The organism is Pontibacter brevis (genome assembly GCF_054779655.1).
The window spans coordinates 1-24,836 of record NZ_BAAGXV010000063.1 but is presented as its reverse complement, the minus strand read 5'-3'; the positions used below and the strand labels follow the sequence as shown (position 1 = coordinate 24,836).

Sequence of the window (24,836 nt, the reverse complement as noted above, 5' to 3'; positions counted from 1 at the left end):
CCTCTGTGAACTTTGATTTTTTCATGGCAATTCGCTTTTGGTTCTATACGATTATTGCCCGTTTTCTCTAATTTACAACGGTCCGGTTTTGCGGGGGGAGGTCACGGGCAATGAATACCTGCCAATCCCGCAAAGGGAACTGGATGTTAATCCAAACCTCCAGCCAAATCCAGCCAATAACTAAAGAGGAGGCCTGGAAAGTTTGTGACCCAAATCTGTGTCGGAACAGAGTACTGATGCACTACAACGGCCGGATAGGGTGTTGCTGAACTTTCGGTAAAGAGCTTTATAGTACCAATTTTTTTATACATCATGTAGATTTGAAGAGCCTATCAATAGATAGGCTCCTCTTTTTTATAATGTCACCGTTACGTCCCCCAGGCCTAACTGCTTTATTAGCCTCGACAGCAAAATGGTGGATGTCCCTGAACCGTACCCTACTACTGCTTTCCTGTAGGAGGTGTTGATAGCTGCTGCGTGTAAACTTCTCTTTCAGGTTTCTTCTGTTGTATATAGTTGAATGTATATCAGAAATGTATATATTGATTTATATTTATTTCTGATACATAGAATTCTCCTTTAACTGTACTCAAGCTTAATACAATGTTTGTCTTATGCGCATAATATTGATATCCAAACTCCTGCTTTCCCTGTTCAACAAACCCCATACCTACGCTTAAAACGGGGAGCAACGCAAGCCTGAGAAAACAACTATAAAAATGTCATGGAAGAAGCGAAACTAATCCGCCTTCTAGCCCCAACGTTTTCTCAACTTCCAAAGAAACACTCATTAAATTCTTTCGCGTAACAGAACTTTCACTCCATGAAGAAACACCTTTTAGTACGTTCCCTGCTCTTTATTGTAGCCCTAGTTTTCGCCGCATGCGAAAAGGAAGGAGATCCCGTCGCAGAAAAAACCAAGGGAGACATCGTTGGGAAAGTTACACTTTACGATACGAATGAAGATGAGCTTGACGACATGTCAGGGGTACAGGTTGAGGCGCTGATAGACCAGGAGAAATTCTCTACCATAACGAACGCCAATGGAGAGTTTTCTTTTAGCGAGGTACCTAATGGCAGCTATATTATAAACTTCAAGAAAGAGAACTTCGCGGGCTTCGATTCTTTGAGGTTCGACCATTTGAACAAGGTTGACTCTCTGTCCTTTGCTAAACTGACCGAGTTGCCCAAGGCGAACACTACTATGCTCGGAGTAATGATAGAAGATAGACCACGCGATGGCTCAGCCCCGACCCCAAATCATCCATTGGTGTATCCTTATGTAAGAATAGAGTTTGAGTTGGAGGAGTGGACTATGATCTCAAGATGGATTTACTTTAGCAAAGATCCTAATGTGTCAAGCTCTACTTACTCTTCATATATAGTAGACTGTTGCTTTGGGGGGAACTCAACTTATCCCACTGGTGGTGCACCCGGTATGCCTGTCAAAAAATGGTTCTATGACAAAGGATTCTCTCCTGGTGACAGAGTTTATGTGGTGTCCTATACCGGAAACAGTAAGAGGCTTGAATACAATAACCCTGAGAAAGGATATGAAAAGCATTTATTTCCTACCCATGGAAATACTCCTTCAAACATCAAGAGCTTTTACCTGCCATAAGATTGTTTTACATATTATTATATGTATCAATAAATTGACGATTTTCTATTGTTGCGTTTTGCTAACAGCACGCCCTAAGCAGGAGTTTACCTGAACTACTTCTGAAGCCGCAGGCGCAGAATTTTACCGTCATCATAGTCAGTTAGCACATAGATGGAGCCATCTGGTGCCTGTTCCACATCGCGTGTGCGGGCTGCGAGGGGAATGCGCTCGACTTCTGTTGCCTGCTCTCCATCAATTTGCACCCGCACGATACCGCTGCTGGTTAGTCCTCCGATGAGGGCGCTGTTCTTCCAGGCAGGAAACATGGAGCCGGTATAGAATATCATCCCAGAAGGAGAAATGGTGGGTGTCCATTGTATTACCGAATTAGCAAACTCCGGATGTGTGGGCGGATTGGGAATTTCAGTGCCGTCATAGTTTTTCCCCCAGCTTACGACCGGCCAGCCATAGTTACGACCTTTTACCGGCTGGTTTAGCTCGTCTCCACCCATGGGGCCCATTTCAGCAACCCAGAGCTTGTTGGTTCGTGGATCAAAGGCGGCGCTTTCAATGTTGCGGTGGCCGTAAGACCAGATTTCATTTTTCGCATTCGCCTGACCTGCAAAAGGATTGTCCTTTGGTACTGTACCGTCTGGGTTGATGCGAATAATGGTGCCCATGTGGTTTGAAAGATCCTGCGCAGGTTCAAACTTGAACCTGTCTGCCAAGGTAAGCATCAGGTGTCCATCGGGGGTAAACAGGATGCGACTGCCAAAGTGGTTTGGGCCTTCTACTTTAGGGTCCTGCCGAAAGATTACCTTGAAGTCTTTTAGCTCATTTCCTTCCAGTCTGCCCCTCCCAAGAGCTGTTGAGGCCGTGCTGTCTTCGCTGCCAGGTTCAGCATATGAAAGGTAAACAAATCTATTCTGCCGGAAGTTAGGATCTAGCGCTACATCTAAAAGTCCTCCCTGATCTGTTACAAACACTTCAGGGGTACCTTTAAGAGGTTGTGAAAGCTTGTTGTTTTTATCCAGTATCCGAAGGTTACCCGCGCGTTCGGTTACCAGCAGCCGGTTGTCCGGCAGAAAAGCCATGCCCCAGGGATGCTTCAGTCCTCCTGCCAATTCTTCTATCTCAATATCACCGGCCTGTGTGATTATGGTTGGTTTTTGTTGTGAGTAAGCTGTGCCGGCTAATAATAAAAATGCCACTATTCCTGTCATGTGCCGAACAGCGCGCGATAGTAATTTTAAGCCTGATGTTTTCATAGTTAAATGTTACTGCTTCTGAGAATTATATTCTCTGATAACGCAGCAGAACAGCTGATGTTCTACGTATTATACCCTTTGCAGAAAAAGCGCTGCCTGTAAAGAGCACTGAAATAAAAGCTCAGCTCCCAGCCAATAACAGCACCTTCCATGCCGGGGTTACCTGGTTATCCTCCAGCAGCTTCTTTCCAAGTTTCTCCAGTTCTTTTCGTTTTGTAGCAGGGTCATGCTGGTACTTTGTCAGGATGTAGGATACCAGTGGGTCAGACTTGAAAGCAGTGACTTCCTCTTCTGTGGGCATTTTTTCTGTGTTGCCTAAACGAGCCAGGTTATTGCCCGTCAGGATGCTGCTGTTACGAATAAAGTCGGGGAGCTGGTCTACGCCCATGCCTTTGTTGCGACCGGGTTTAGGCAGTTTGAAGATGGATTCCGGGATGGCGTGCAGGTAATCATCTCCACCCATTCGGGCCACGGCATTCAGTTTTATGGAGTCAATTTTGCCGTTTGCATCTAAGATATTTTCATTCACGTGCATCAGCAGGACCTCGCATAGTACCAGGTTGCCGGCACCGCCTTCTGCCCCGAGCTTGATGATATCATTTACCCTGCATTCAAAAGCCACCGGGGCCTCCTTTACACGCGGCGGTTTTACACGAACAGATGCCGCAGGTGTCAATCCTGCCTTGATGAATTCATTTACCCCCAGGTCGTACTCTGTGCTGGCCAGGGACATCTGCTCCACTAAATCGTAGTTGCCAATGTTGATGACTACCTCTTTGGTAGCTAGTACATTATTCAGGGTGTGCTTGCTGCTGTTGTCGCGCATCCGGCTCAGTGGCGAGAAAACCAGGATAGGAGGCTTTGCACTGAACAGGTTAAAAAAGCTGAAGGGGCTTAAGTTCACGTTTCCTTCTGAATCGGTGGTGCTGGCAAAGGCGATAGGGCGGGGCGCCACAGCCCCCGACATAAACGCATAAAGCTCTGAAGCCTGCGCCTGTTGTGGATCTATGGTTTTGACTGACATGTCAACAAGGTACGGAAAATCAGAAATAAAAGTGAAACAGCCTGAGTACGTGAAGCTGGGCTTTTAGCTATCAATACTGTAATGTTCCGGAATTGGTGCAGACATATCTTTCCTTAACTTACAACCATTGAGCCGTAGGTACAGTATCCCAACTGCATCAACAGAACCATAGCGTTTTTATAATGCCATTTACTTTTTCTCATCCTGCTGCTGTTTTACCTTTTAAGTACCTTCCTAAGGGATGGGTGTCTTCAACAGGTCTGGTGATTGGGAGCATGGCACCGGATTTTGAGAAGTTCCTGAAACTGGAGGGGGGGAACAGCTACAGCCATACCTGGGGCTCCATCTTCTGGTTCTCTCTTCCTTTAGGAATCATACTGTCTTTTGTGTTTCACCTGGTAGTTCGGGACACACTGATCGATAACCTGCCAGGCTTTATGAGAAAACGGCTGGCCCGTTTTAAAAAGCTGAATTGGAAGGTTTATTTTAAGGAGCACTTCCTGGTTATCATGGTCTCCATCATACTTGGGGCTTTAACCCATATTATCTGGGATGGTTTTACTCATAAGGATGGGCCGGACCAGAACCAACCTACTTTGCTTCCAGACAAAGCCAGCTTAAGTGTATTACCCGTCCCGCTTTTCTTTTTCCTGAATATAATGAGTTCAGTGATAGGATTCGTAATCGTGCTGTATGCTATCCTGAAGTTACCTAAAGAAGATGCCGTTGAAGAAACAAATAGGACTAAAGCTTACTGGCCTGTTGTAGGAATCATTATCCTGGCAGTACTCAGTATCAGGTTTGCAACGGGCGTAAGCTTCAGGGAGATCTTGCGCCTGGAAGGAGATTTCTGGGACTTTATTATCACCCTGGTTGCCGCATTCTTCTTCAGCCTTGTAGCAGCACCTCTTGTTTTAAGAATGATTGGTTTAGCAGGTAACAATAGCCGGTAATAAAGGTCACTAGCACCTCAACCTTATTTCTGAACCTATAGCGCTGGCAACACCTTTGTTCTAACCTCACCAAAACCTATCCGGATGCCATTGTGCTCACCGTAGGCGCGCATGATCACTGTGTCGTGGTCATGAATAAACTGGCGGGAGGTGTTGTCTGCTAACTGTAGCGGTTGTGTGCCGCGCCAGGTCAGTTCAAGCATAGAGCCGTAAGAATCCCTGCCGGGGCCAGAGATGGTGCCGGAGGCATACAAATCACCTACCTGTATGTTGCAGCCATTGCTGCTCTGGTGCGCCAGCTGCTGGTTCATGTTCCAGTAAAGGTATTTGTAGTTAGAGCGGCTGATGATGTGCTCGCTGCCACCTTCCGGCTGTAACAGTACTTCCAACTGTATGTCGAAGTTCCGGTTGCCCAGCACCTCCAGGTAAGGCAACGGCTTAGGGTCCTGTTCCGGGCCTTTCACCCGGAACGGCTCCAGTGCATCCAGCGTCACAACCCAGGGAGAAACAGAAGATGCAAAGCTTTTGGCCAGGAACGGTCCCAGCGGCACATATTCCCATGTCTGTATGTCCCGTGCCGACCAGTCGTTGAACAGCACAAGACCAAAAATGTAATCCTCCGCTTCATAGGTGGTAATACTTTGGCCTAAAATAGTTTCCCGACCTGCGATAAAGGCTACCTCCAGCTCAAAGTCCAGCTGTTGGGTAGGACCGAAGGAGGGAGTAGCAGCATCCGGAGCTTTTGTCTGTCCTTTTGGCCTGTAAATGTCAGTGCCCGATACCACAATAGAGGAGGCGCGGCCATGGTAGCCTACCGGCAGGTGCTTCCAGTTTGGCAGAAGGGCGTTTTGCGGGTCACGGAACATGCTGCCAACATTCGTGGCGTGTTCCATGCTGCTGTAAAAGTCTGTGTAGTTCTGCACTTTTACCGGCATCAGCATTTCAGCTTCACTTTGTTTCACCAGGCACTCCCGTATCAGGTTGCTGTTGCCGCTGATTTCCGTGTTGTCGTTCTGGAGGAGCTCAGAGACCCGGTTTCGTACAGCACGCCAGACAGGTTTCCCTAAAGCGATAAAATCGTTGAGACAGGGACGGTGAAAGACGTTGGGGTCCAGGTCAATCAGCACAAAGAAGTCGTGCTGCCCCAACACGCACAGGTCCAGGATATACTCGCCGATGGCCACGCCCACACGCGGGTCACGCTCAGGAGTAGTGAAAACACCGAACGGCAGGTTCTGGATAGGAAAGTTGCTGCCAGGGGCTATTTCTATCCAGGAGTGAAGGGCTGGATCGTTTGCTTTGATCATCTTGTCTGTGCATCAGGGTTCCTGTAAATATAACTTTTTTGGCTATGAAGGGAAAGGGTATTATGTTCTGGAGAGGTGAGAATTTAAGGATTAAAAAATATGGAATTTTGGAGACACTAAGTGCGTGTACAATTACAGCACATGCCCCTGAATGCAAAGAGCGGGTGTGGCCAGACCACACCCGCTCTTCATACAAACTCTTGAAGGAGTCTTGCTACTTGTGTTTTTTTATACAGATAACGGCGTAACATTCACGGCTTCAACGGATTTTATTTCCGGTACCGCTTTCAGCACCGACTGCTCTACCCCCGCTTTCAGTGTCATGGTAGACATAGGGCAGGAGCCGCAGGCACCCAGCAACTCCAGTTTCAGCACCATGTCCTCCGTTATCTCCAGCACCTTTACATTACCGCCGTCAGCTTCGAGGTAAGGTCTGATCTGGTCGAGGGCACCCTCTACCCGGAGCATGAAATCTTGATCTACGTTTATGACTGCCATTATCGTTAGCTTTTAATTTCTACAGGTTTTGTTTTGCCCAGTGTGGCGTTTCGAACAGATACTTGCTGCGCCACAGCCTGTGCCAATTCCTTGAAAACACCGGATGCCGGAGAATCGTTCTCCAAAACCACAGGAGTTCCAACATCGCCGCTTTCCCGGATGCTCTGTACAATTGGCACCTGGCCTAACAGGGCCACTTCATATTTCTCGGCAAGTGCTTTGCCACCGCCTTCGCCAAATATAAAATATTTATTTTCAGGAAGCTCAGCAGGCGTAAAATAAGCCATATTCTCCACTACACCAAGCACCGGCACGTTTATCTGCGGCTGTCGGAACATCTGCAGACCGCGTACTGCATCGGCCAGGGCCACTTTTTGCGGCGTCGTCACGATAACGGCACCGGTTACCGGTAAGGCCTGTACCATGGTCAGGTGGATGTCGGAAGTGCCCGGAGGTAAGTCCAGCAGCAGGTAATCCAGCTCCCCCCACTCCACATCAGAGATAAACTGGCGCAGCGCAGAACTGGCCATTGGGCCACGCCATACCACAGCACCGTCGGCTGGTGTCAGAAAGCCAATGGACATCATCTTCACACCGTACCGCTCTACCGGCATAATATAATTCTTGCCGTGGTCGCCCTGTACCATGCGCGGGCGTTCCTGCTCTACCCCAAACATAGTTGGAATAGAAGGACCAGAGATATCGGCATCAATCAAACCTACTTTTGCACCGGACTGTGCCAGGGCAATGGCCAGGTTCGTGGTTACGGTTGATTTACCTACACCGCCTTTACCGGATGCAACGGCAATGATGTTTTTAACACCTCTTAGTACTTCAGAAGTGTCGCCACGGCCGGAAGTTACCCGTGAGGTCATGTTCACGGTTACATCAGCCTCTTTGTCTACCATCGTGTGGATGGCGGTTACGCAGGCATTGCGGATCAGGTCTTTCAGCGGGCAGGCAGGAGTGGTCAGGATAACGGTGAAACTCACATTCTTACCATTTACCTGTACATCCTCCACCATGTTCAGCGTCACGAGGTCTTTGCCTAAATCAGGCTCCTCTACATAGCTGAGAGCTTTTAATATATCTTCTTTTGTGATTGCCATATATAGTACTGCTTTGCGATTAGCCTTACAAAGATACAAACGAAAAACCGCTAATCATAAGAGAAGGCCTCAAGAGTGCAACAAGCGCTGGCGTGTATTAGTTTTCTTTTGAGGATCAGTAAATTATATTACCTGGTGATGCAACGGTAAAGTGACCAGGTGGGTCTCTTCATTGATTGCATTAGTTAGGCCCCTTTCATAGCTATGGAAAAAGAACACTCAGACGGTATCGGCAGCCTCTTTCTGCTATTTCTGGCTATTTTGGCCCTCATATGCTATATGGAACTGGGCAGAGCCAACAGGCTGGCAGCTTCAACCTCTGAAAATCAGGCGGAGTTGCTGCATGTTTCCAGTTCGCCTTCCTCGCCAGCCTCCGTGAAAGCTACAGTCAGTCAGGGACTCGATTTTTAGTCCGCCGGCGGCAGCGGTTTTGCCTTTCTTGCCAGTTTGCCGTAGTGGAGGGAAAAAGTAAAGCTATGGCTGATACCAAAATAGAAGTACAACAGGGCGACATTACCAAGATAGCGACTGACGCCATTGTGAATGCCGCCAACAGCAGTTTGCTGGGTGGTGGAGGTGTGGATGGCGCTATTCACCGTGCTGGCGGCCACGCCATTCTGGAGGAGTGCAAACAGATACGGGAGCGGCAGGGAGGCTGCCCCACCGGAGAAGCCGTCATTACGACAGGAGGAAACCTGCCCGCCAGATACGTTATTCACACCGTTGGCCCTGTCTGGCATGGAGGCAGTGAAGGTGAGCCAGAACTACTAGGGAAATGCTACCATAACAGCCTGCGGATTGCTTCCGAAAAACAGTTGAAAAGCATTGCCTTTCCCAACATCAGCACCGGCGTGTATGGGTACCCAAAAGACAAAGCGGCACAGGTGGCAGTACAGGCGGTAAAGGATTACCTGCAGCAACATGACACCAGCCTGCAGCGGGTGGTATTTGTATGTTTTGATGCGGAAAACAAGAAGCTGTACGAGGAGATGTTGTAGGTTAATTTTGAATAACTGAATATAAAGTGAGTGCGTGTGAAGCCTGATTGTTGGTGAAAGCATACAACAACGGCGACAGGTTTCTTAGATTGATGGTACTGCTCTTCCCCCTTTTTGTCATCTCGAACGCAGTGAGAGACCTGTGTTATTTCATGGCCCCGCAATAACCCAGATCTCTCACTGCGTTCGAGATGACAAAATAAAGCTTAAATTGACGGCATTGGAAGGTCCCTTTATTCTCAGCCAGGATCCTTTCAAGATGATAGATATCAGGGGGCAACTTTGTTAAGGTCCACTGTTCAAGCTATATACAATTAATTAAAGTTATCATTCCCGCAATCTTTCCTCTAAAGTTCAGCAGAAGCCTTATCTTTGTCTTCCGCTAATACCTTTGCCCATGTCCCTGATCCCAAAAGAAACCGTTGACCAAGTTTTAGCCCAGGCCGACATCACGGAAGTGGTGGGCGATTTCGTGTCGCTGAAGAAGAAGGGGCAGAACATGTGGGCCTGCTGTCCTTTCCACCACGAGAAATCTCCTTCTTTCTCTGTGTCTCCTGCCAAGGGTATATATAAATGCTTTGGTTGTGGAAAGGCCGGTAACTCAGTGCAGTTTATCATGGATGTGGAAGGCACCAGCTTTCCGGAGGCCATCAAGTACCTGGCGAAGAAGTACCAGATTGACGTACCGGAGGATAACCCGAATCCGGAATACGCCAAGGAGCAGAGCGAGAAGGACAGCCTTTTCATTGTCTCTGATTTCGCAAACAAGCATTTTCAGCAAAACCTTCATACGCACGAGCAGGGTGGCATTGGCATGTCGTACCTGAAGCAGCGGGGGATGACCGCGAACACCATCAGGAAGTTTGAACTGGGCTACAGCATCGATGAATGGACCCATCTGACCGATGCTGCATTGAAGGCAGGCTATCAACAGAAATACCTGGAGGCAACCGGCCTTACAATTGCTAAAGAAGACGGCAAAAAGTACGACCGTTTCCGGGGGCGTGTCATGTTCCCGATTCACAACGTGTCGGGACGCGTGGTAGGCTTTGGTGCCCGTACGCTGAAGACAAACGATAAGAAGAGCCCGAAGTACCTCAACTCCCCGGAGTCGGATATTTACCACAAGAGTAATGTGCTGTACGGCCTGTTCCAGGCGAAGCAGGCGATCCGGATGCAGGACATGTGCTACATGGTGGAAGGTTACCTTGATGTGCTGTCGCTGCACCAGGGCGGTATCGAGAACGTAGTGGCCTCTTCTGGTACTTCGCTCACGGAGGGCCAGATTAAGTTAATTGCCCGCTACACCGAAAATATCACGGTACTTTACGACGGCGATGCCGCGGGAATCAAGGCCTCTTTGCGTGGTATTGACCTGATCCTGGAGAGTGGCCTGAACGTGGATGTGGTGACGTTCCCGGAAGGGGAGGACCCGGACTCTTACATCCAGAAAGTAGGTGACACGGCTTTCAAAGCCTATATACAGGAGCATGCGCAGGATTTTATATCCTTTAAAACAAGTTTATACGCTGCCGAAGCCAAAGGCAGCCCTGTCAAAAAAGCGGAGGCGATACGGGAGATTGTAGCCTCTATTGCGAAGATTCCAGATTCCATCAAACGTACGGTATTCTTCCGCAGCTGCAGCCTCATCTTCGATATAGATGAGCAGGTGCTGATTTCGGAATACAATAAAATGCAGCTGCAGGACCGTCAGCAGCCGAGGCAGCAGGGGGCGCCTGAGCAGTTTATGGCTCCTCCTGTTGCAGAGCCTGAGCCGGAGAAACCAGTGTCGGATGCGGACATGCTGAAGCGGTATGAGCGTGAAATTGTGCGCATGCTCCTCAATTACCCCGACCGCATGCTGGAAGAAGGCATGAACACCTGCCAGTATATGCTGGAACAGTTAGAGGATGTGGAGTTCCGGACGCCGCTTTATGCCCGCCTGATGGAGCTGATCAAAGAAAAGCTTTGCGAAGGCAACCTGGCTACAGCAGAAGATTTTATACACCACCCGGACCAGGAAATTCGCACGGAAGCCACCAACCTGCTCTCCGACCCGCATGAACTGAGCCATAATTGGGAAACGCACCAGATCTTCGTGCCTACCGAGACCGATTTGCTGCCTTATGGTGCCGAGCGCGCCGTACTTCGCCTGAAGTGGCGCAATGTGGAGCTGATGATTAAAGGAGAAATGGAAAAGCTGCGCCTCGTTACCGACCCGCAGGAGCAGGTGCAGCAGCTCACCTTTATCCGCAACCTCAAAACCTTGCACTGCCAGCTCGGCGATATGCTCGGCATTGTGGTGAACAGATAGGATTACCTCTCCCCAGCCTGAAAGCCGTCAACTAAAGGGGTTTTGTGTCATTTCGAACACAGTGAGAAATCTGTGTCCGAAATGACAGTTTAGCTTGTTAATTCAAAGATATGAGCTGACGACACAGCTCCTTTGTCCTCTCCTGAAAAAGGAGAGGGGGCTCATCGCTTGGGCTCATTTCCGTGGCCTGATTGCTTGTACAGTACAACTGCCGCTCCAAAAGGTCCCGCAGGAACTTCGCGCGCTGCGATGTTTAAGCTTATTCCTTTACTCACACCAGCATCAACTAAAACCTGCTCAAAGTTGTTGTGTAATAAAAAGGGGGAAAGCCGTGTAAAACTTTTTAATTTTGTGCTGCTTTACTAAGAGACCAATAGCCGGCGCTGCAACGTATGCAGTACAGGCCTAACAAAAATATATGGAATCCAATACAAATTTTGATAGCAGGCCTTTAGACTCTATTGAGTCTGCTATTGAGGATATACGGCAGGGCAAAGTGGTGATTGTGGTAGACGACGATGACCGTGAAAACGAAGGTGACTTTGTTTGTGCAGCCGAAAAAATAACGCCTGAAATAGTGAATTTCATGGCGACGCATGGCCGGGGCCTGATTTGTGCGCCGCTAACAGAAGAGCGATGCGACGAGTTAGGACTCGAGTTGATGGTGGGCCGTAATACTGCGCTTCACGCCACGCCGTTCACTGTATCAGTAGACCTGATTGGCCATGGCTGTACAACGGGCATCTCTGCCTCAGACCGTGCCAAAACCATTCAGGCGCTGGTTGATTCAAACACAGACCCGCACTCCCTGGGTAAGCCCGGGCATATCTTTCCGCTAAAGGCTAAAAAAGAAGGTGTACTGCGCCGATCCGGCCATACCGAGGCAGCAGTAGACCTGGCGCGCCTGGCCGGACTCTCACCTGCAGGTGTGTTGGTAGAGATAATGAACGAGGATGGTACGATGGCGCGCCTGCCTGACCTTTTCCAAGTAGCAGACCGTTTCGACCTAAAGCTTATCTCTATCAAAGACCTCATCAAATACCGGTTGCAGAAAGAGAGCCTGATTGACCGCGAAATTGCGGTACAGATGCCTACTGACTACGGTAACTTCGACCTTTATGCCTTTACGCAGCGCAGCACGGGTGCCAAGCACCTGGCACTTGTAAAAGGCACCTGGGAAGACGGTGAGCCTATCCTGGTGCGGGTACATTCTTCCTGCGTCACCGGCGACATCTTCGGATCCTGCCGCTGTGACTGCGGTCCGCAACTGCACGAGGCAATGCGTATGGTTGAGAAAGAGGGTAAAGGCGTTATCGTGTATATGAACCAGGAAGGCCGCGGTATTGGGCTGATAAACAAACTGAAGGCCTACAAACTACAGGAGCAGGGGCGCGATACAGTAGAAGCGAACCTTGAACTGGGGTTCGGTATGGACGAGCGTGATTACGGTGTAGGTGCCCAGATTCTGCGTGACCTTGGTGTAACAAAGATGAGGCTCATCTCTAATAACCCGAAGAAGCGTTCGGGCCTTATGGGATACGGCCTGGAGATAGTGGACAGGGTGCCGATTGAGATTTTCCCGAATGAACACAACCAACGCTACCTCACAACAAAGCGGGACAAACTGGGGCACGAGATTCTGAAGAATACCACCCTCAAGCACCAGACCAACCCGAATCATAAATAACAAAATCCTGAGTAGAAGGCATATACCTGTAACTACTCAGGATTTTTCATTTTTAGCCATCTGCTGCTCCCCGTATGTTTGTTGCATGGCTAAAACAGGTAAATCAACTATTGCTTTGTCTGGGCCAGTTCTAACAGTACATCATAGTAAGGTCGCCGCAACATTTTAGACTTCAGCCAGGCGTAGAAGCTCATGGCTTGTATGTCGGTGTCCTCAAAAGAGGTGAATTCCAGCGCGTTCTCCACGCTCTGTACAAATTCAGGACGGTACACCTCCTCCGGGAAATCAACCATGTGCTTGATGAGCTGCAGGTATTGCCTCACATTCTTATAAGCAGGTGCCTGCAAAAGTTCCTTATAGCTGCGCTCAAACGCCCTGAGTTTGTTCAGTACCAGGTCCAGGTTACCCAGTTCATATTGTATAATCAGCTCGCCCAGGTTCTTCTTTAGCGTCCATTCGCGGCCCATCTTGCCCTCGCACCACTTATCGGAATGGTTAAGGCTTAAGAGCACCCTGTTTGCTTTTGTGTAAGCACCCTGTGCAAAATAGTTGAAGCTCAGCCCCAGTTGGGCCGTAAGCAGGTCTTTTGTTCCCAGTGTCACAGTGTTTCTGTATAGCAGGTTTTCCATCAGTTGATTGGCCTCCTGTATTCGGAAAAGGAACACTAGGTTGGCTGCCATCAGAAAGGTGTAGCGCGGGTAGAAAAGTGCGTGATGGTTTTTCCCTTCCCCATTGATGCCTTCGTGCAGTAAGCCCAGGTAGTGCATTGATTCCCTGAACTTTTTATTGCGGTACAGCACGTGGGCTATCATATACAGCAGGCTGGCCTTGTAGTACTGGTGTGCCTTCCTGAATCCATACTTCCGTTCCGCCTCGTGGTACTGGGCAATGATATAAGGCTCAAAAGAAAGAAAGTCTTTGCGGGCCAACACAGCACTCCGGGCAATAGAAAGCAGCTTGTAGAGAAGCGAAGGGCGCTTGCTCAGCGCCTCCGTCAGGCCATACGCCTGGAGTACTTCCTGTATAATGATGTCAAAATGTAAGTCACTGCCCTGGCGGCGCACGGCCTGCAGCCGATGTTTGATGATACTACTGGCTATGTTCGCCCGCTCCTCCTCGTCGGCTGCGAGTTTGTTCTGGTTACGCTTGCTGATGATAAGATCCAGGTTATCGGTGTAATCGTTATCCGCTTTCTCAATCTGAAGGTTGTACACCATGTTCAGCAAATCAAACTGCTCGTTCGTGACGGCCAGTTTCTCTGCTTTGCGGAGAAAAGTCCAGGCCAGCTTATCTGCCCGCACATCAAATAAGTACTGTGCCAGCGACAACATGCCCATGATAGGGGAGGCGGCCGTAATGTCCTGCTCCACGCGCTGGAGCAAAATGAAATTAGTGATGTGGCGCATGAGCCGCTTACGGAGGGCATAATACGCTACCGGGTTAGGATCGTCGGGGTACAAACGCTGGATAAGCTGCTCCGGTTTATAGCTTTTCTTCTGTTGCAGGAGCTGGAAAAGCTCCAGGTCCTTCCGGTGCTTTTTCTTTTTCTCCCGCTGTATAAATACGGCCAGCTCCCGCTTGTCATCATCGGAAAGTGTATCAAGGGTAATCTTCAGGTCATCCATGTTTTACGAAGCAGCTTTGGGAATCAGGCTATGCTAAAACAGATGTTTTGTAAAGTCTGATTTTTAATTTTTAAGACATTGTTATTCAGGTAAATGTAATATGTAAAAATAATATATAAAAGTCTGATTTATCAAATTCAAGGCTTTGGGTTTATCTGTTGTGCTGCTACTTTTAACACAAGAATCAAGGAGAAATATGCTACATAAACTTCTAACCGCAAAACCATGAAAAAGCTGCTGTTAACATTTAGTGTACTGTGTTCTTTTGTTCTGTGCCGGGCGCAGGATGTTCTGATAAAGCGGAGTGGGGATGAACTGCAGGTAAAGGTGCAGGAAATAACCCCGGCCGAGATTAAATACAAACGGTATGATAACCTGGAGGGCCCTCTGATTTCTGTTTCGAAAGCAGAAGTATTTATGGTCAAGTATGAAAACGGCACAAAAGAAGTGTTCAACGAGGCGGCAGGAACCCCTGCCCGTGGACCAGTGTATCATCCGGTGCAGGTGCCCCTGGAGCTGCAGGTGCTGAAGTTGTCAGGGCCAAGGCTTGGTTTTACCATTCTCAGCCAGCGCTATGCTGATAATATCAGGGACGAGTTTGACTCCGATGTAAACTCCTTTATGACACAGTTCGGATGGCAGTTCAAAACCCGTATTTTCACATTGGAAAATGGCTTGTCGGGGTTGTTTGAGTTTGTGCCGCTGGTAGGGGGGCTGGAGCAGGGGAAGTTCCTGCCAAGCCCGAGTGGGTTGATAGGGCTCAGGACCGCTAAAGGCTTTGAGTTTGGGTTAGGACCAAATGTGTCGCTGGGTGGTGCAGGACTTGTGATGGCAGTAGGTACTAACTTCCATAGCCAGGGTGTTAACTTTCCCGCGAATTTTGCGGTGGCTCCCTCAAAAGATGGTGCCCGTTTTAGCCTGCTGTTTGGATTTAACTCCCGGAAATACTAGCGTAAGCGCTGCTTTTTAAAACCCCTGATTTTGCCTGTGCTGTTCAGTTTTGCTGCATGGTATCGCAGGCTGTCCATTTAGGTTAACGCCTCCACAGTACAGTTGAAAAAATCATAAACATAACCACATGAAACGAAATCTTATCTTTATCCTGCTTACCCTCCTGCTTCAGAGCGCTTTTGCACAGGACCAGATAGTGAAGGTGAATGGAGACGAAATACCAGCGCGGGTGCTTGAGATTACGCTCGAAGAAATTTTGTATCGTCAGCCTGATTCTTTGGAGGAGGCAGTCTTCCGTATTCCGAATGCAGAGGTGTTCATGATTCGGTATGAGAACGGAACAAAGGAAGTTTTCACCCAAAACCTGCCTGGGAATGAAGCCGTGACAGATAAAGTGATGAGTTCTACTGAGCTGTACCTGCTGGGCAAGCGGGATGCCTCTATGTATTATAAAGGTAACGGAGTGATGTGGGGCTCCGCAGCCAGCACGGCATTGGCTTTTCCTTATGGTTACGCGGGAGCCGCAGTTTTAGGCTTGACATCTGTTAAAGCGCATAAGAACAGGGTGTCTGATATGGCGCTCCTTTCTTACCCGGATTATGTGCGGGGGTATGAAGAGCAGGCCAAAAGTAAAAAAGCTAGAAAAGCAATAGCGGGCGCAGGCATTGGTACTGGCGTAGTGCTGGGTGCCGTTATCCTTATTTTAAGTTCATGGCAGAAGGCTTGTGAATTTTTTTGTGGCTGAAACGCAAATTTTTCATGTGCCGGAAAGCTACGGTTATAGGCCTGGAGGCAAGTTTTGTTACTGATTTCTGTGCTAAATATTGTACTGTAAGTGTTGAATTATTTTGATGGCAATACGTAATTTTAAGAGTTTAATTATTTAAAGTCAGGTAATTAGGTAACCTTTCGTGGCAAACAAGTATAATAAGATAGGAGCGTTTAGAAATTGTCGCTTTATGCGACGTGTGTAGAACTTAAAATACTTAACCACATGAAAAAGAGTTTAACCATGCTTGCGCAGATGGTGTATGTGGTGTTTGCTGTAATTGGACATTCACTTGATGCAACTGCGCAATACCGACCTGAAGTTGATGTACAGGAGTGGCCTTCCGGAAAGGTTGTGCTGACTAGCGGGGACACAATTTATGGGCCACTGACATTATACCGGACACAGGAAGTTATTAATGTACACAATGAGGATGGCACCATCAGTGCATTTTCGCCGGTAAACGTACAATATTTTGTAGCACAGGAGCATCCCAGCAACCGGGCTTACATTTTCCGGTCGCTGATGTGGGACTTAGGCCGCGACTATTCTGATTTCAAGAAACCTACTTTTTTTGAGCAGCTGAACCAGGGAACGCTCTCTCTCTTTATGCGGGAAACGTATGTGCGCCGGGACGCACAGTATGCCGGCACCCATGGGTATTACAGTGATCCTACCTTGTACCCGATGGGAAATAACTATCTGGACCAGGTCCATGAACTTTATTATGTGCTTTTGCCAGATGGTGAGGTAGTGACGCTTCGTAACGTGCGCAGGGACCTGCACAAGCTGTTTGGAAAGAAATCACGTCAGGTTAAGAAGTTTGTGAAAGAGAAAAAACTCGACTACAAAAAGCCGCACGAACTGATAGCCATTGTCAATCACTTCAATTCCCTGTAGATGTAGGCCTTGTCTACAGGTCGCGGAACTTCAGGATATAATAGCTTAGCAGGCAGAAAAGTGCAATGTAAAGGATTGCCACAAGGGAAGCTGCGGCAGGGGAGAGCAGTTCAGTGGGTGTAGTCATCTGGTCCAGCCCCCCCTGGAGTGGCCTTGGCGTCAGGCTTCCCAATACTTTCATAGGCAGATACTTATCTGTGGAGTCTGGTAGGCGAAAGTGGATAAGTGGTTCAAGGATAATGGTGTAAACGATAAAAGCGACTATCGCCAAACCACTTTTCCTGATAAAAAAGGCAAACAGCATGGCCAGGGTCATGTAGCCCACCGACTGTACAAAGTAGTAGGAGAGTGCATGTATTTGCCCGAAAATAGCGCTTAAGGAGCGGTCGGTACTGTAAAGCAGCCCAAAGTAAAGCCCCAGCAGCAACAGAAATAAGGTGCTGGCAGCGGCGAAAGCCAGGATGATGTAGAGTTTTGCTAAAACTAAATCCGCCCTGGAGAGGCCATCTATCACCTGTTGCCGTAGTGTCCGGAAAGTGTATTCGTCTGATACCAGCACGATGATGAGGATGCCGAACAGCAGGTTAAAAAAGCTGGCTATGTAGGTGAGGCTCAGCCAGAAGTCAGGCAGGCGGTACATGTTGTCACCTAACTGTTGCCCGTTCACTGTAACCTGGCTGCTGGCGTACAGAAAAAGGGTTAGCAGGGTGGCAAAGATAGCCAGGATGACCCACACCGTGCGGTAAGGCAGTATCTTGTGCAGTTCTATGCGGAGTAAATTCATCAGGGTTTCTTTTTTATGATTTCCAGGAACTGGGCTTCCAGGCTTTTGCGGCGCACTGTTAGCTGTGCCAGCACAATGCCTGCTTCAAACATGGCCTTGTTTACGTCTGCGCTGCTAAAACCATCCTGCAGCGTGAGGTGCACGAAGTCCCGCTCAGGCTGAAAAGTTTCCACAAAGGGCAGCCGCCGCAGCACTTCCAGCAGAAGGGCCATGTTGGGTGCGCTGACAATGACCTGGTCCTTGGCAGAAAGAATGGTGCTGACGGGCCCCTCTGCCCGCAACATACCCCCCTGCAATACCGCCACGTGCGTACACACCTTCTCCACCTCATCCAGCAGGTGGCTGGCCAGGACAATTGTTTTTCCTTCCGCCGCAATTTTAAGTATGAGCTCCCGTATTTCAGCTATTCCCTCCGGGTCCAGCCCGTTTGTAGGTTCGTCCAGTACCAGCACCTCCGGGTTGTTCAGTAAGGCAGAGGCAATAGCCAGGCGCTGTTTCATACCCAGCGAAAAGCCTTTAAAGGTGGTATGCTTCCGCTCTGCCAGCCCAACCAGGTGCAGCACAGGGTTGATGTTCCCGTAACCGACGCCTTTGATGTCGGCAACAATCTCCATGTTTTTCCGGGCAGTGAGGTAGGGGTAGAAATTAGGCGTTTCAAGGAGAGCACCCACCCGCTGTTTTGTATTTCGGTTAATTGGTTGGCCAAACCATGCAAAGCTGCCGGAAGAAGGCCGTATCACATCCAGCACCATGCCTAACGTGGTAGTCTTGCCACTTCCGTTCGGCCCCAGAATGCCATAAATGCTTCCTTGTTCTACTTGAACAGAAACCTCTTTTACGGCCTGAATAGGGCCAAAGCGTTTGGAAAGATTGTTAATGTCCAGTATTGCTGTCACACGTGTATCGCTTTTTTATAGCTGCTAAGCCGTTTTACATGAATATAGAGAACAGGGAATACAAATAAAAGTAATCTAAGGATTTATCTGTTTACGTACTACTTTAACGATGGCACTACACGATAACTTATACATAGGAACCTCTGGCTGGAGCTACCGCTGGCAGGGCGTCTTTTACCCGGAAGAAATCAAATCGGCGGACCGGCTGGGTTACTATGCCACGCGCTTTAACACCACCGAACTAAACAGCAGCTTTTATCACTTCACGATGGCCAGGACAATCGGGAAGTGGCTGACCGAAACACCGGCAACCTTCAGGTTTGCAGCTAAAATGCACCAGCAGGTAACGCATAAGCAGCGCCTGGTGGATACGGAAGAAGCGGTAGCGAAATTCATGTCCCGGTTTCTGGCAATGGGAGAGCAGTTGGGGCCGGTACTTATACAGTTGCCGGGCAGCCTGCATTTCGATTTTGGGGTAGCAGCTGATTTTTTCAGGATGCTGCGTGGGCAGTATCCCCAGTCAGTTTTTGCGCTGGAGGCACGGCATGCATCTTGGTTCTCGCAGGAGGCACAGGAGCTGCTGCAGGATTATGCCATCACCTGGGTAATTACGAGTGCCGGCAAGCGGTTTCCCAGCCTGGAAACAACCACCACAGACACCGTATACCTGCGCCTGCACGGCGATGAGAAGCTGTACTCTTCCGCCTATTCTGATGAACAGCTGGAGCGTTATGCCTTTATGGTCCACGACTGGCTACTGGATGGCAGACAGGTGTGGGTATATTTCAATAACACCATCCTAGGCAACGCAGTCCTGAATGCAGAGCGGTTGCGCGGCTTGGTAATGAACATGCAGTAGCTCCGGGCATAGCAGCCGGGCAGGCCTGATCGGGTATATGGCTACAGGTGTGCAGAAGATAGTTGCCTTTCGGATTATACCTTACCTTTGTGACCGGGCAGCCCGGGAACAGGGACTATGTGCCTACTCCTCCGCCTCCGGTGAATGCACAGCAGGCTTGCCTTTCGCCAGCAATACATCAGCAGGAGGGGAAATGCTCTCAGGAAAATGGAGGAGCAGCTATTTACAACAGTGAATAAAAACGAAGATGAATCAAACCACCGACGGAATAATATTTGACCTTGACGGTACACTTTGGGACTCGACACAGGCCGTTGCCGATGCCTGGCAGTCCTCCATCAGCAAACTGAACTATGTTGACCGCACTGTTACGAAGGAAGACGTGCGTGGCATAGCCGGTATGCCGTACGATGCCATATATGACAAGCTTTTCCCAAACTTAAACAAAGAGCAGCGTCAGGAGCTGATGGCGCTTTGTGCTGAAGAAGAGCTGCGACACCTGAAAACAGAGGGTGGCGAGTTGTATGAAGGGCTGGAGGAAACCCTGGCATACCTGCAGCAAAAGTACAAGCTGTTTATCGTGAGCAACTGCCAGGTAGGTTACATCAACATCTTCCTGGAGTATCATAATATGCAGCGCTTTTTCACTGATCATGCCTGCTACGGAGACAAGAACAGGCCCAAGGGAGAAAACATAAGGGATGTCATTGAGCGCAATAACCTGGAAAGTGCGGTTTATGTGGGCGACACAAAAGGAGATTATGAGGCAAGCCAGGTAGCAGAGGTGCCCTTTGTATTTGCAAAGTACGGGTTTGGGGAAGTTGAGGCTGATGTACAAAGCATTGCTACATTTGCTGACCTCCGGAAGCTGTTTTAGCGATTAATTATAGCAGGTTAAGGCCGAGTACCTATGAAAGATGTCGCCATGCCGGAAGGGAAGTATAAAAAGATGGAGCTTGCTGTTACGGCTTCAGAGGCTAATGTACAGGCCCTGGCTTTTGCTCTGCCCACGATGCTGGTACTCATGGTGCCCTATGTGTTGCTGTGGCCGGAGCAGTTTTCATCTGAAACCATAGAAGGCCTGGTGAAGGTGTATGGCGGGCGCATCCTGTTTCTGCCATTTCTGATGATGCTGGTTTTTATACCGGGGGCAGTGGTGCATGAACTGCTGCACGGCCTTACCTGGGCTGCTTTTTGTAAAAACGGTGTGAAGTCCATCAAATACGGTGTGCACTGGAAGGCGCTGTCTCCTTACTGCCACTGTGACGAAGTACTACCCTTAAAGCCTTATATTCTTGGTGGCATCATGCCAGGTGTGGTAATGGGCATAATACCTGCAGTTGCGGGTACTGTACTGGGAAATCCCTGGGTGTTCTTTTTCGGGCTGTTTTTCACGCTGGCTGCTGCCGGCGACATGCTGGTGCTCTGGATGCTGCGCCACTGCCGTGCTACTGATTTAGTGCAGGACCACCCTGACAAGATTGGGTGTTTTGTACTGCGAAAGGTATGACATAATTCAGTGCTTTTCTGCTTTAATTGTAAAGAAGCGGGTCAGGTAAACTGAACAGGATTTCCTATATTGGTAAATCTGCTACAGCATACCGGGCGCAGTAAAGAGCTTTCATCTGTAAGTTAACGCAAAAAGCCCTGCTCCATAGCAGAACAAATTACAACAGCCAAAGCAAAAGAATAACCCACATGATATACAGAAAAACAATAGCTAAAGGCGCGGTGCTTGCTGCCTTACTACTGGGCTACACATCCTCTTATGCACAAAATTACAAGAAAGTGCATCAGCAGGCTATTGTTGTGGATACGCACAATGATGTGCTGATTAACATGTTGGAAGGACTGGACATTGCCGGTAATTTAAAGGGAAAAACACATTCTGATCTGGGTCGGTTCAAAGAGGGAGGTGTGGATGTGCAGGTGTTTTCGGTGTGGAGCGACGAAACCTACGGAAAGGGCAGGGGCTTTGCTTACGCCAACAGGCAGATAGATACACTATACGCAGTGGCAGCACGCAACCCGGGAAAGATGATGATGGCTAAAACACCGGCTGATCTGATGCTGGCAGTACAGCAGCAGAAACTGGCGGCCATGATTGGCGTGGAAGGGGGGCACATGATCGAAGACAACCTCAGCTACCTCGACAGCCTCCACAGCCGTGGTGTCCGCTACATGACGCTTACCTGGAATAACTCTACCTCCTGGGCTACCTCTGCCATGGACGAAAGCAGCGGAAAGCTACCGAATACCCAAAAAGGGCTTAATAGCTTTGGCAGGCAGGTAGTGCGGCGGATGAATGTGCTGGGTATGCTGGTAGACCTGAGCCATGTGGGCGAGCAGACCTTCTGGGATGCCATGGAAACTACGACCAAACCGGTTCTGGTGTCGCACAGCTGTGTCAAAGCCATCAGCCCGCATTTCAGAAACCTGACGGATGAGCAGATAAAGGCCGTCGGGAAAAACGGTGGCGTTATCAATATCAACTTCGAAGCAAGCTTTGTAGATCCAGATTTTGCGAAACGCCGGCAGCAGTTTCTGTCCCGGCACCAGGCGGAGGTAGATTCCTTAAAGAAACTGAACCGTTCGAACTTTGCCATCAACTCCTGGCTGGTTAAGAAATACCCGAAAGAGGCTGCTGCCATGCGTCCTTCCTTATCCCTGCTGATTGACCACTTCGACCATATTGTGAAATTAGTGGGAGTGGATCATGTAGGCCTGGGCTCTGACTTTGATGGCATTTCATCCACACCACAGCAGTTGAACGGTGTGCAGGACTTCCCTGTCATCACAAGGGAGCTGCTGGCAAGGGGCTACAGCGAAGAAGATGTACGTAAGATTTTAGGCGGCAATTTCCTGCGTGTGTTCCGGGCGAACATGGACGTATGAGTTAGCTTCTGCTACCTTTTCTTTAAATCTACTTTCTTAAAACAGCAGTGGCAGACATTATTTGATAATGCCTGCCACTGCTGTTTAACTGTATACCTCGGCTACGGCGTTTCGGTAGGAACCAGCCGGTATATTATGCCTGGTTTTTCAACCGCAATATACACATAGCCGTCCGGACTCATTTTCACATCCCGAACGCGCCCTATGTCTTGCAGCAGTCTTTCTTCACCTACGATGTTGTTGCCTTCTACTTTGGCCCTGCTCAGGAACTTAAAACTCATAGAACCCGATAGCAGGTCTCCTTCCCAGCCTTTATACCTGTTGCCTGTTACAAAGGCCATCCCCGAGGGGGCTATAGAAGGTACCCAGTAATGGATGGGGGCTGTGATGCCTTCTTTCTGTTGCTGGTCCGAGATAATGGAGCCGTTATAGTCAATGCCGTATGTTACCACAGCCCAGCCATAGTTCGCCCCTTTCTGCATAATATTTACCTCGTCGCCTCCTTTAGGGCCGTGCTCGTGCATCCAGAGTTCGCGGGTGTTCGGGTTTATGGCCATACCCTGAGGGTTGCGGTTGCCATAGGTGTAAATGGAGGGGAGTGCCCCGCGTTTGTGCACGAATGGGTTGTCAGGAGGGATGGTGCCATCAACCTTAATGCGGTGTATTTTTCCTGCGTGCCGGCTCAGGTCCTGTGGGTTCTCATGGGTGCCGCCTCTGTCGCCCATGCTGAAGTATAACAGCCCGTCAGGGCCAAACTCCATGCGTGAGCCGTAATGGTGGCGGGTTTTGGCATACGGCATTCCCTCAAATATCTGTTTCTGGTCTGTCAGGGCATTTCCCTGCAGGCGCGCCCGCATAATGGCGGTGGTAGACAAAACTTCTCCACCTTCCTCTTTAAAGGCAGAGTAAGAGAGGAAAATCAGGTTGTTATTCTCAAAATCCGGGTGAAGCTCCACATCCAGCAGGCCGCCCTGCCCTTCAGCCAATACAGGTGGTGCGCCTTCTATTTCTTGCAGCTGCCGGTTCTTTGTCAGCCGGTAAAGCGTGCCGGAGCGTTCAGTAACGAGCATGTCACCGTCAGGCAGGAAGGCCATGCCCCAGGGAACCTCCAAACCCGTTGCCACCGTATCGAGGCGGAAGCTAAACTCCTCAGAACGATATATAGTGGTACCCCCTCTGCCTTTATCCGGTTGACTGGCCTGCACATTTTGAATGCCCTTCCGGATAAAAGCAACCAGGTTACTTATCTCTTCGTCTGGCAAAGTGTTGGCAAAAGCAGGCATGCCTTTGCTGGGGTGGCCTTCCTTAATGCTTTTGAAAAGGGCTTCCCGGGTGTTACCATGTTGCCAGTCGCGGTTAATGAATGTCTCCAGTTCCTGGCCGTGGCAACCGGCGCAGTAAGTGGTGTAGTTGGTGCGGGCGTTTGTCAGCGCTTGCCCTGCCAGCGCCACCTCCTCTGTGGCGGCAGTTCCTGCCCTGTTGGTAGCCGCCCCCTGATTGCCGCTGGTGCTGGCAGAGGGGGAAGTACTGCTGTTGCAGCCTGCAAAGCCAAGGAACAGGGAGAGCAGCAGGTAGTATAGTTTGGGTGATTTAGTCATAGCTATAGAGCATGGTGCATCCTCATACATACTCCAAACGGCACATTTGGGTTAGTGGCTCTTTTTCCAGTGCTGTAGCAGCGGGCCACCTTCGCCAGCAACAGGGTCTGCTTTTGGGAGGGTGACCTGCTTTATGTTCTGTTTTTTATTTTCCGGATTATCATCTTCGGTGCAGATGTCATACTGTTCCTGTCTGGCAGGATAGGCGCCTACTACAGTGAAATCAGAGGAAGCACTTTTGCGGCAGTGGCCGGTGCCGGCAGGCAGCACCACCATGTCGCCTGCCTTAACTTCCACTTCCTTTCCCCCAGGCCCTCCAAAGATGATAGTAGCCGAGCCTGCCGCCACGCCCAACACTTCGTGCGCTGTGCTGTGGTAATGGTGATAGTCGAATACGCCGTTGGTCCAGCTGCCTGCCCAGTTATGCTGCGCAAAAGCCTCTTTAAACTGTCTCTCCAGCTCTCTGTTGCCTGAGAATACCTCCCGGTAGAGCAGGAGGGGAAGGTGTGGGTTGTTTGGGATGTTGTCGTGGGGCTGGAGGAGGACAGGAATTACCTTTTGTTCATTCATGGCGAAGGTCTTGTATGCAAAATAGTACCGGGGCAGCAAGGAAATTGTTTTCCCCAGCTGTTCTGCAATGCTTTAACCTTATAAGGGCGGGGTAAATGCCCTGACGGGAGGCGGGCTTTTACTCTAGGGTGTGTCTGATGAATACTTTTTCAGGTAAAACCTAATAAAAGCCAGCTTCAGCATCGCTAAGAAACTGACGGCTAATTTCTCATATCTTGTAGCAACTCT

At 49.3% G+C, this 24,836-nt stretch carries 23 protein-coding genes; 13 read left to right on the top strand and 10 right to left on the bottom strand.

Annotated elements, in window-relative coordinates; genetic code table 11:
• Positions 1-823 precede the first annotated feature (823 nt).
• The gene (locus ACYVB1_RS14035) at positions 824-1,621 is read left to right on the top strand and encodes a carboxypeptidase-like regulatory domain-containing protein (protein ID WP_460924407.1); all 798 of its coding nucleotides are present in this window, start codon (positions 824-826) and stop codon (positions 1,619-1,621) included.
• A gap of 95 nt (positions 1,622-1,716) precedes the next feature.
• Here ACYVB1_RS14035 and ACYVB1_RS14030 read toward each other — a convergent pair whose 3' ends face one another.
• Both ACYVB1_RS14030 and ACYVB1_RS14025 read right to left on the bottom strand, forming a co-directional pair.
• Positions 1,717-2,871 carry a PQQ-dependent sugar dehydrogenase gene (locus ACYVB1_RS14030; RefSeq protein WP_460924406.1) on the bottom strand — a complete coding sequence of 385 codons (1,155 nt, stop codon included), beginning with the start codon at positions 2,869-2,871 and terminating at the stop codon, positions 1,717-1,719.
• Positions 2,872-2,992: 121 nt separating this feature from the next.
• The gene (locus tag ACYVB1_RS14025; RefSeq protein ID WP_460924405.1) at positions 2,993-3,895 is read right to left on the bottom strand and encodes a flavin reductase family protein; all 903 of its coding nucleotides are present in this window, start codon (positions 3,893-3,895) and stop codon (positions 2,993-2,995) included.
• A gap of 182 nt (positions 3,896-4,077) precedes the next feature.
• On the opposite strand from ACYVB1_RS14025, the gene ACYVB1_RS14020 reads away from it, so the two are divergent.
• Positions 4,078-4,848 (top strand): DUF4184 family protein, encoded by a 771-nt coding sequence (locus ACYVB1_RS14020; protein WP_460924404.1) that lies wholly within the window; start codon positions 4,078-4,080, stop codon positions 4,846-4,848.
• 35 nt (positions 4,849-4,883) lie between these two features.
• Here the strand turns inward: ACYVB1_RS14020 and fahA are convergent, their stop codons facing one another.
• From fahA to ACYVB1_RS14005, 3 genes are all read right to left on the bottom strand, one after another.
• Positions 4,884-6,155, bottom strand: a complete 1,272-nt coding sequence (gene fahA, locus ACYVB1_RS14015; protein WP_460924403.1) for a fumarylacetoacetase — start codon at positions 6,153-6,155, stop codon at positions 4,884-4,886.
• A 228-nt stretch (positions 6,156-6,383) separates the two neighbouring features.
• Entirely contained in the window at positions 6,384-6,653 is a 270-nt protein-coding gene (locus ACYVB1_RS14010) for a NifU family protein (protein WP_460924402.1), read from the bottom strand.
• 5 nt (positions 6,654-6,658) lie between these two features.
• Complete coding sequence (locus ACYVB1_RS14005; RefSeq protein ID WP_460924400.1) at positions 6,659-7,762, bottom strand: Mrp/NBP35 family ATP-binding protein; 1,104 nt, start codon at positions 7,760-7,762, stop codon at positions 6,659-6,661.
• Positions 7,763-7,966: 204 nt separating this feature from the next.
• On the opposite strand from ACYVB1_RS14005, the gene ACYVB1_RS14000 reads away from it, so the two are divergent.
• The 4 genes from ACYVB1_RS14000 to ACYVB1_RS13985 all read left to right on the top strand — a co-directional run bounded on the left by ACYVB1_RS14000 (position 7,967) and on the right by ACYVB1_RS13985 (position 12,761).
• Positions 7,967-8,173: a hypothetical protein gene (locus ACYVB1_RS14000; protein WP_460924398.1), complete on the top strand. Its 207-nt coding sequence runs from the start codon at positions 7,967-7,969 to the stop codon at positions 8,171-8,173.
• A gap of 65 nt (positions 8,174-8,238) precedes the next feature.
• A complete protein-coding gene (locus ACYVB1_RS13995) occupies positions 8,239-8,760 on the top strand; it encodes an O-acetyl-ADP-ribose deacetylase (protein WP_460924397.1) in 522 nt (173 codons plus the stop codon).
• A 397-nt stretch (positions 8,761-9,157) separates the two neighbouring features.
• Positions 9,158-11,074 carry a DNA primase gene (gene dnaG, locus ACYVB1_RS13990; RefSeq protein WP_460924396.1) on the top strand — a complete coding sequence of 639 codons (1,917 nt, stop codon included), beginning with the start codon at positions 9,158-9,160 and terminating at the stop codon, positions 11,072-11,074.
• A gap of 418 nt (positions 11,075-11,492) precedes the next feature.
• Positions 11,493-12,761 (top strand): bifunctional 3,4-dihydroxy-2-butanone-4-phosphate synthase/GTP cyclohydrolase II, encoded by a 1,269-nt coding sequence (locus tag ACYVB1_RS13985; RefSeq protein ID WP_460924395.1) that lies wholly within the window; start codon positions 11,493-11,495, stop codon positions 12,759-12,761.
• A 107-nt stretch (positions 12,762-12,868) separates the two neighbouring features.
• On the opposite strand, the gene ACYVB1_RS13980 is transcribed toward ACYVB1_RS13985, so the two are convergent.
• Positions 12,869-14,386: a hypothetical protein gene (locus ACYVB1_RS13980; protein WP_460924394.1), complete on the bottom strand. Its 1,518-nt coding sequence runs from the start codon at positions 14,384-14,386 to the stop codon at positions 12,869-12,871.
• A 225-nt stretch (positions 14,387-14,611) separates the two neighbouring features.
• On the opposite strand from ACYVB1_RS13980, the gene ACYVB1_RS13975 reads away from it, so the two are divergent.
• The 3 genes from ACYVB1_RS13975 (at position 14,612) to ACYVB1_RS13965 (ending at position 17,006) form a co-directional block, all read left to right on the top strand.
• Complete coding sequence (locus tag ACYVB1_RS13975) at positions 14,612-15,337, top strand: hypothetical protein (protein WP_460924393.1); 726 nt, start codon at positions 14,612-14,614, stop codon at positions 15,335-15,337.
• Positions 15,338-15,464: 127 nt separating this feature from the next.
• Positions 15,465-16,082 (top strand): hypothetical protein, encoded by a 618-nt coding sequence (locus ACYVB1_RS13970; RefSeq protein WP_460924392.1) that lies wholly within the window; start codon positions 15,465-15,467, stop codon positions 16,080-16,082.
• Positions 16,083-16,331: 249 nt separating this feature from the next.
• Positions 16,332-17,006 (top strand): hypothetical protein, encoded by a 675-nt coding sequence (locus ACYVB1_RS13965; RefSeq protein WP_460924391.1) that lies wholly within the window; start codon positions 16,332-16,334, stop codon positions 17,004-17,006.
• Between the two features lie 13 nt (positions 17,007-17,019).
• On the opposite strand, the gene ACYVB1_RS13960 is transcribed toward ACYVB1_RS13965, so the two are convergent.
• Complete coding sequence (locus tag ACYVB1_RS13960; protein WP_460924390.1) at positions 17,020-17,790, bottom strand: ABC transporter permease subunit; 771 nt, start codon at positions 17,788-17,790, stop codon at positions 17,020-17,022.
• Positions 17,790-18,686, bottom strand: coding sequence for an ABC transporter ATP-binding protein (locus ACYVB1_RS13955; RefSeq protein ID WP_460924389.1), 897 nt, complete (start codon positions 18,684-18,686; stop codon positions 17,790-17,792). The genes ACYVB1_RS13960 and ACYVB1_RS13955 overlap by 1 nt, the downstream gene beginning before the upstream one ends.
• Before the next feature lie 109 nt (positions 18,687-18,795).
• Here ACYVB1_RS13955 and ACYVB1_RS13950 point away from each other — a divergent pair, with 109 nt between their 5' ends.
• The 4 genes from ACYVB1_RS13950 (at position 18,796) to ACYVB1_RS13935 (ending at position 22,440) form a co-directional block, all read left to right on the top strand.
• Positions 18,796-19,545, top strand: a complete 750-nt coding sequence (locus ACYVB1_RS13950) for a DUF72 domain-containing protein (protein WP_460924388.1) — start codon at positions 18,796-18,798, stop codon at positions 19,543-19,545.
• 247 nt (positions 19,546-19,792) lie between these two features.
• Positions 19,793-20,422 (top strand): HAD family hydrolase, encoded by a 630-nt coding sequence (locus ACYVB1_RS13945; protein ID WP_460924387.1) that lies wholly within the window; start codon positions 19,793-19,795, stop codon positions 20,420-20,422.
• Positions 20,423-20,455: 33 nt separating this feature from the next.
• Positions 20,456-21,055 carry a DUF3267 domain-containing protein gene (locus tag ACYVB1_RS13940; protein ID WP_460924386.1) on the top strand — a complete coding sequence of 200 codons (600 nt, stop codon included), beginning with the start codon at positions 20,456-20,458 and terminating at the stop codon, positions 21,053-21,055.
• Positions 21,056-21,243: 188 nt separating this feature from the next.
• Positions 21,244-22,440 (top strand): dipeptidase, encoded by a 1,197-nt coding sequence (locus tag ACYVB1_RS13935; RefSeq protein ID WP_460924385.1) that lies wholly within the window; start codon positions 21,244-21,246, stop codon positions 22,438-22,440.
• A gap of 101 nt (positions 22,441-22,541) precedes the next feature.
• On the opposite strand, the gene ACYVB1_RS13930 is transcribed toward ACYVB1_RS13935, so the two are convergent.
• Positions 22,542-24,038 (bottom strand): PQQ-dependent sugar dehydrogenase, encoded by a 1,497-nt coding sequence (locus ACYVB1_RS13930; protein ID WP_460924384.1) that lies wholly within the window; start codon positions 24,036-24,038, stop codon positions 22,542-22,544.
• Positions 24,039-24,089: 51 nt separating this feature from the next.
• Positions 24,090-24,608 carry a cupin domain-containing protein gene (locus tag ACYVB1_RS13925; RefSeq protein WP_460924383.1) on the bottom strand — a complete coding sequence of 173 codons (519 nt, stop codon included), beginning with the start codon at positions 24,606-24,608 and terminating at the stop codon, positions 24,090-24,092.
• Between the last annotated feature and the right edge of the window lie 228 nt (positions 24,609-24,836).